Origin of the sequence: Nostoc sp. ChiQUE02, assembly GCF_034531305.2 — a bacterium.
In the GTDB taxonomy this organism is placed as follows: Bacteria; Cyanobacteriota; Cyanobacteriia; order Cyanobacteriales; family Nostocaceae; genus Nostoc.
Genome location: NZ_JAVRBN020000104.1, coordinates 1 through 7210, shown reverse-complemented (window position 1 = coordinate 7210; position 7210 = coordinate 1). Strand labels below are relative to the sequence as shown.

The 7210-nt window shown below is 43.1% G+C and carries 7 protein-coding genes and 1 pseudogene; 7 read left to right on the top strand and 1 reads right to left on the bottom strand.

All coding sequences use genetic code 11. The annotated features are described in order from the left end of the window. Positions 1-68 precede the first annotated feature (68 nt). From RM347_RS35350 to RM347_RS35320, 7 genes and pseudogenes are all read left to right on the top strand, one after another. On the top strand, positions 69-236 hold the full coding sequence (locus tag RM347_RS35350) for a hypothetical protein (protein ID WP_322718293.1): 168 nt from the start codon (positions 69-71) through the stop codon (positions 234-236). A gap of 53 nt (positions 237-289) precedes the next feature. Beyond that, complete coding sequence (gene dnaB / locus RM347_RS35345) at positions 290-1654, top strand: replicative DNA helicase (protein ID WP_322718292.1); 1365 nt, start codon at positions 290-292, stop codon at positions 1652-1654. A 51-nt stretch (positions 1655-1705) separates the two neighbouring features. Next, entirely contained in the window at positions 1706-2086 is a 381-nt protein-coding gene (locus tag RM347_RS35340) for a hypothetical protein (protein WP_322718291.1), read from the top strand. Positions 2087-2091: 5 nt separating this feature from the next. Continuing rightward, a complete protein-coding gene (locus RM347_RS35335; RefSeq protein WP_322718290.1) occupies positions 2092-2484 on the top strand; it encodes an ASCH domain-containing protein in 393 nt (130 codons plus the stop codon). After that, positions 2481-3491 (top strand): DNA cytosine methyltransferase, encoded by a 1011-nt coding sequence (locus RM347_RS35330; RefSeq protein ID WP_322718289.1) that lies wholly within the window; start codon positions 2481-2483, stop codon positions 3489-3491. Before RM347_RS35335 ends, RM347_RS35330 begins: the two co-directional genes overlap by 4 nt. 109 nt (positions 3492-3600) lie before the next feature. Then, entirely contained in the window at positions 3601-4137 is a 537-nt protein-coding gene (locus RM347_RS35325) for a DNA cytosine methyltransferase (protein WP_322718288.1), read from the top strand. 88 nt (positions 4138-4225) lie between these two features. Beyond that, positions 4226-5239: pseudogene (locus RM347_RS35320) on the top strand (IS701 family transposase). Between the two features lie 523 nt (positions 5240-5762). Here the strand turns inward: RM347_RS35320 and RM347_RS35315 are convergent. Beyond that, a complete protein-coding gene (locus RM347_RS35315) occupies positions 5763-6884 on the bottom strand; it encodes a hybrid sensor histidine kinase/response regulator (protein WP_322718287.1) in 1122 nt (373 codons plus the stop codon). Between the last annotated feature and the right edge of the window lie 326 nt (positions 6885-7210).

The following is a 7210-nucleotide window of genomic DNA, read 5'->3' as shown; positions in this document are numbered from 1 at the left end:
ATATCGTCTGCCCCGTCTGAGTCTTAAAAGCTGTAGCCCTTATTCTGCATAGTTTAGAGCTTTTCTTAGTGCCATTCCTTCTAGACCGCATGGATGAAGTTGGCAAGGACAAAGCGATCGCTTCTTTTAGCAGCCGTTATGACCAACAAGACCCAGGTGCAACGCTCAAATGGCTGGATTGGTTAAAGCTGACACATCCCTCCATGTATGCCTACTTACACCCACAAGCTGCGTGAACAATATGGAATCTAGATTTTCTAGAAATCAAAATTTTCAAATGAGGTGAACTATGACACAAGACAAATCAAACTTCACATCGCAAGAAGACCGCTTACCCCCACAAAGCATTGAGGCTGAAGAAGTAATACTCGGTGGCATCATGCTCGACCCAAGTGCCATGAGCCGAATCACCGATCGCTTGGTGGTAGATGCTTTTTACATCAATGCCCACAAAGACATTTATCAAGCAGCTCTACGACTGTACAGCCAAGGATTACCAACGGATTTGCTTTGCATTACCAACTGGTTGTCTGATAATGGTTTATTGTTCCGTATCGGTGGACGCAATAAACTGGCCAGTCTGGTTGACCGCACTGTGTCAGCTGTGAACATTGATGCTTTAGCTGACTTGGTAATGGAAAAATACCAAAGGCGGCAGTTAATCCTTGCTGGCACTGAGATTGTTCAACTCGGCTATGCCACCGAAACTGATTTACCTGTAATTCTCGACGAAGCCGAACAAAAAGTCTACAGCATTACGTCTGAGCATTCTGGCTCCGACTTGGTTCATATTTCTCATGCCCTAGCCGACACTTTTACCGAAATTGAAGCGCGTCATGCTGGTACAGGCTCACCAGCAGCAAGGACTGGATTTTATGATCTCGACAGTATACTTGGCGGTGGTTTTCGCAAAGGACGGTTGTATGTACTGGCTGCTCGTCCTTCTGTTGGTAAATCCGCTTTGGCTGGTAATCTCGCTCTTAATGTTGCCAAAACTGGGAAGATGCCTATTTGCGTTTTCAGCTTGGAAATGTCTACTGATGAGTATGTACAGCGATTCTTAAGCAGCGAATCCGGCATTGAGAATAACTTCTTGGAAACTGGGAAGGTAAATGAAAGTCAGTGGCAACCCTTGAGCGTGGCGATCGCAGAGTTGAGCGAACAACAGATTTTCATCAACGACGAATCTTGCCCTTCTCTTAATCAAATCCGTAGCCAAGTCCGCCGAATTTCATCCCATTACGGTGGTGTTGGGCTTGTGATCATTGACTACTTACAGCTTATGGCTCTTGATACTGATTCACGGGTGAACATGGCTCAACGAGTCGGTGAAATCAGCCGCGGATTAAAAAGATTAGCCAAAGATTTGGATGTGCCTGTACTGGCTTTGTCCCAACTCAACCGCGAAGTTGAACACCGTAACGATAAACGCCCTGTACTAAGTGATTTAAAAGACAGTGGTGCTGTTGAGCAAGACAGTGATGTTGTGATCATGCTTTACCGCGAAGAAATGTATAACCCCGATACCCCCGATCGTGGCATTGCTGAGTTAGTTGTTCGCAAGCAACGCAATGGCCCTACTGGTACAGTCAAGCTTTTATTTGACCATCAGTTTACCAGATTCAAGAATTTATCTCGTGGTCGTAGTTTTTAAGGCTCTACTGGAGGATAAACATTGTCTTTTACGCAACATAGGGAACTAAGAATGATTGAAACTTACCAACAACTTTTACAACAATGGGCGGCTCTTGCCCCTGATGAATGTTCTACTACTGACCGAGATTACAGGTTTAAGGTAAAAGTGCTGCCCGAAGTTGAAAAGTGTTCTTTCGATAACCCCTGGCGTTCGGTTACTTCCGAAAACCTTACTTGGCGACTTCATGTAGCTGAAGATGTAATTCTCAGACAGTTGAATTTTGTTCTTCTAACAGTTATACATCGCTGTTGTGACCGTCAGTCCAATATTCATTTCACTTTCATAGAGCTTGGAACTATCGCCACAATCTGCAATGGGCTGAAGTCGCAAATACATCCACATCCAGCGATCGCGGCATTAGACGCTTACGTTCAATTGCTGGAGTTTTAAAACAGATGAAAGCGCTATCCGTCCGTCAGCCTTGGGCATGGGCGATAATTTATGCTCTAAAAAATATTGAAAACCGTGGTTGGCCCATTCATTATCGCGGCGACATTCTGATTCACGCCGCAAAAACCTGTACCAAAAAAGAATACTTTGAGGCGAAAGAATTTTGTCAAAGCATGGGAGTAGTAATCCCAGAACTAATATCTCTACGTCGCGGTCAAGTCATTGGCATTGTCACAATAGTAGATTGCAAGTTTTCACAAGTTGCATCTGGCTGGGGGATGGCTGGGCAATACCATTGGCATCTGGAGAATCCGCGAGAAATTACGCCGATTCCCTACATTGGGCGGTTGGGAATTTTTGAAGTACCCGATGATTTGGTCATGGAGGTGGCTGCATGATTAAATCAGTAATAGCTGAGTTATCTGCAACACCCGAAAAATTCTTAGAGAAAAGGGTCAAAGCCTCACAGGGGGAATCAGTCGGTTGTCTTTATCAGTACCTCGAAACTAAAAAGCTACTTGATGGGGAGACTGTTTCTTATCCCCGTGTGATTGGTGAACGTGACCCGAATAATCCCGAAGATTGGCGATGGGCATTCAATTGGAAAGAGAAGATAAACGGGGCATGGAAAGGCAAAAGTATAGGTTCAATTCCCCCTGGCGCTGTGACAATGATTCGGACACTGCAACAAGAGAGGGCAACACGAGAGAATATCATCGCCTTTATCAAAAAAGCGAAAACCAAAAAGACATCGCTAAAATTAGATGTCTGCAAAAATTTTGATAACACAAAATTAAAACCAGTTCTTCCAGATAATGCAGCGATCGCCGTAGTACTATTCGCTGGTGGCGGCGGAATTGAAGCGGGGATGGTGCAAGCTGGTATTCGCCCAGCTATCGCAGTCGAGTTCGACCCAAACAAACCAGAATTGAGTCGGGCGATCGCCAAAACTCATCACCACAACTTCAGCGAATATGGCTGTAAAATAATCCAGCTAACAGTGCAAGAAGTAGCGCAGTCAGGATTTCTAGGTTTTCCCCGCCGCCCCGACTACCTTCACGCCTCCCCAGTATGCGCCAACTTCAGCCAAGCCCACACAGCCAAAGCGGGTAAGGGTGAGGAAACTGGTGACGATCTGACGGCTGCGATCGCAGTAGCAGAAGCGATCCGACAGTTGCAGCCACGGGTGTTTACGCTCGAAAATGTCCCACGCTATCAGAACAGTCAGAGTTTCAGTATCATTCTGCAAGTTCTGGAATCAGAGGGATACTCGGTCGATTACAGCGTGGTCAACATGGCTGACTTTGGGCTACCCCAGGCGCGGCGGCGGTTAGCCCTGTTTTGTCACTCTCGGAAAACAATAATCGTAGCCAGACTCTGGAACTTTGATTCAACAAAGGTTTGAGGCTTTATTCTCTAATATTAATTAAAATTTCTAGCCCAAAGGTGAAAAGCAAAGCTCCGAAAGGCTTTTAGCGATTGGGTTTTCCCACTCTGACAAAAGAGGGTTAGTTTTGGTTGCCAGTAGAGGCTTTCGCGTTGCTTTACCTTCGGGAACTACACCTTGCGGTTGGTACGGGGCGATCGCCCATCTAATCCCTACGATGCCCGATTCCCAACTACTCCCCAAACAACGGCAAGCGGTAGAACAATTTCTGATGGCTAACGAACCAACGCCATTGCTAATAGAGAGAGTTGGGGGACGCAACAGACTAAAGTACAAGCCTGGGCATCTACCCTCTAATACCATACTGCGATCGCATTTTACAGATCACAAAGGTTGTAACCGTAGCAAATTCGCTGATATCTGGTTGCCGGATGGTGCAGTCAAGTCTTTGTCTATTGAGGGGGCTGCAATCTTACAAGGGTTTCCCGGTTGGTACGAGTTTCCCAACGAGACTGCTACGGCTGGGTCAATTATCGGTTATTCTGTACCTCCCAGTTTTGCGACTCAATTATTCATCAGGACTTACGCAACTGGCACAGTGCGATCGCCTTTTTATAGTATTTCTGTACTACAAAAAGGTGGTCTACTCAGAGGACATTGCTGAAATTAGTAACAGTAATTGGCTGTGTTAAGTATTCATCAAATCATGAGAAGATTAGCTTTAGGATGCATAAAATAAATCCTATAGCTTTATGAGGTTTACTAAACTTAACTATTGCCAGTACTTGTTAAGTAGCCAGATTAATTATACGCTCACAAACTTGGCAGAGCATTTAGAGCAGATCAGTCATGATAAAATCAACCGTTATTTAAAGAACGAAAAATTAACACCTCGGATTCTTTGGGATAACGTGAAAGATTTAATAGAAATAAATGATAACGCCTACTTGGTTTTTGATGACACAGTAATTGATAAACGATACGCTATTGAAATAGAGCCAAGTAAACGCCAATATAGTGGCAACGAGCATGGTGTAATTCAAGGGATTGGGCTAGTAAATTGTGTATATGTAAATCATGAACTCGGAAAGTTTTGGGTAGTTGACTATCGCATTTATGACCCAGATAGAGATGGGAAAACAAAGATAGAGCATGTGATGTAAATGCTGTAAAACCATGTGTATAATAAGGCTCTACCATTTAAAGCTGTCTTGATGGATACTTGGTATGCGACAAATAAATTGATGTTATATATTGATGGATTAGGGAAATATTATTATTGTCCTCTGAAACGTAATCGACTTGTTGATGATACTTCAGGTCAAGAAGATTATCAAAGAATTGAATTGTTATCTTGGGATAAAGAGGAGTTAAAATCAGGTAAAATAGTTAAAATTAAAAAGTTCCCTCAAGCTAAAAAAGTGAAACTATTCCGGGTAACTGTCTCCACCGACAGAACGGATTTTATCGCTACAAACGATTTATCTCAAGACTCTACGGACGTTGTGCAAAAAGCGTGTAAGGTTCGTTGGAAGGTTGAGGAGTTTCATAGAGAATTAAAACAGTTGACTGGTATTGAATCATGCCAATGTCGCAAGGGTCGTATTCAAAGAAACCATATTGCCTGCGCTATTTTAGTCTGGCTTCGACTCAAAGATTTAGCTTATAAAAGTGGTCAAACAATTTATCAAATTAAGCATGGATTATTGTCAAATTATTTAGTTCAACAACTAAAACGTCCGGACATTCCCATGTTTATCGTTTAGTTGTTGGGCGCGAGGCGCAGCTACGCTGCGCCATCGCTTGTGACAGTTGCGTAAGTCCTGGTAGATATTTCTACCTTTTCCAAAGCCAGTTCTCACCGCGCACAAAAACTCTTCCCATAAATCTGAAATCAGAGATATGGAAAAAGACTTGAAAATCCTGACCCCGCAAGCAGTTTAACAATTTCATTCAGGGGTATTGCTCTTAAACGAGCGCCCATATTTTAGTTACCTCGGTAAATTTATTCTCCGTATTTACTTATCTTAACATAGTTGGGTTTTTTCCTGCCTACCTACTTATCCCTCTTGTGTCACTCTCTGGGAGGGCGATCGCTAGAAGCCTTATGAGGCAATGAATACAAGCTATACTATTAGAAAAAATGGGTCTTGTATTTGTTATTAGAAAAGAATCGCGCGATTGCTTGCCATACAAAAGCTCTAAAATCCAGAAATGGCAAATGTTTTCGGAGAGTGACAGAAGAGGGTTATGGAAAAATCTAATCTTAAACTGAGGGATCGGCCAGTTTCAAAAGTAAGGGTGTTTTGCTCCCGGAGGGAGGCTGCTGATTTCTATTAAGATGACTGACCCTTGGGGCTGATTATCTTCCACTGAGATCCTGCCGCCATGAGCTTTGATCGCCATCTGACAAAATGCTAACCCTAAGCCAACTTGCTGAATGTCTTCCATCAGAGTACCAATTTCATACTTTTCAAAGACTCGCTGCTTCAGCTCGTCAGCGATTCCAACACCCATATCAATCACTCGAATCTGGGTTATCAGGTCGTCTAAATAATTGATTTGCACCGTGACTTGACTTTTTGACGGAGAAAATTTAATCGCATTTAACAATAAATTGTCTAAAACTCGACGCATCACAAGCTTATCGGCGCAAATGGGTCTTTCGAGTTCTGGGAGGTCGGGAATCATCTGAATCATTTTCTGCCCTGCGATCGCCTGCATATCGCTGATACAAGTATTAACAAGGCGACTCAGGTGAATTTCCTCAAGATTCAGGATCATTTTTCCTGACTCTAGTTTTGCCATTAGCAGTAGGCTTTCGGTTAGCGATCGCAACTGTTGTTCCGCTATTTTTATGCGATTGATCCGAGTTTGATATTGATCGGGCAACTTTGCTCGATCCAGCATTTCACAGGACAGAAGAATGCTGGACAGCGGATTACGCAAATCATGCACAATCATATTTGCCATGTCCGATCGCAGTTGCAGAGAGGCTTTGAGGGCATCATACTGTTGCTTAATGCGGAGCATCGAGCCAATTCTGGCGCGTAACTCTACTGCACTTACAGGCTTACTCAGAAAATCATCAGCTCCAGCTTCGAGGCAACGAGCTAAATCTTCTTTCCCATTCAATGCAGTGACCATAACGATCGGAATATGCTTCCAATTTGGATTAGCCTTGATGCGACAGCACACCTCAATGCCATCTAATTCTGGCATCATCACATCAAGCAAAATCACATCAGGCTGACTCTTTTTTAGCCGTTCTAAAGCACTAACACCACTGGATGCATATCCCAAACGATAGCCACAATTGTACAGAATGCCGCTGATGACTTCAAAGTTATCGGGTTCGTCATCCACTAACAGAATCGTCAGTTCTTGATTGACTATTTCAAATTCACTCATGATACGATATACGATACTGTTGGCGAATGTAATACATATTTGTATTGTCAAGTATTACGTAAGTTTACACCTCTATTTATAGTTGCGGCTTCTAGTTGTAACACTTTTGTTTATCCATTTGTAACACTTTTTCCAACAGTATCCACTCATCTACGAACAAGGCATCACCGGATACCGTTGGCGAATTCCCCAAACAGCTAAACTGAACCGATTAGTTCAGAAATGAAACGATTGAGAACCTTCTGAACATTTTTATACCCTGTAGCTTGCTTACCTAATTTCAGTTCAGACATAATGCGATCGCGTAAAATTTCAAGTTCTCTTAT

Excerpts from the sequence above, each read along its gene's own strand:
- dnaB (WP_322718292.1), top strand. The coding sequence starts at position 290 with ATGACACAAGACAAATCAAACTTCACATCGCAAGAAGACCGCTTACCC.
- RM347_RS35340 (WP_322718291.1), top strand. The coding sequence starts at position 1,706 with ATGATTGAAACTTACCAACAACTTTTACAACAATGGGCGGCTCTTGCC.
- RM347_RS35335 (WP_322718290.1), top strand. The coding sequence starts at position 2,092 with ATGAAAGCGCTATCCGTCCGTCAGCCTTGGGCATGGGCGATAATTTAT.
- RM347_RS35330 (WP_322718289.1), top strand. The coding sequence starts at position 2,481 with ATGATTAAATCAGTAATAGCTGAGTTATCTGCAACACCCGAAAAATTC.
- RM347_RS35315 (WP_322718287.1), bottom strand. The coding sequence starts at position 6,884 with ATGAGTGAATTTGAAATAGTCAATCAAGAACTGACGATTCTGTTAGTG.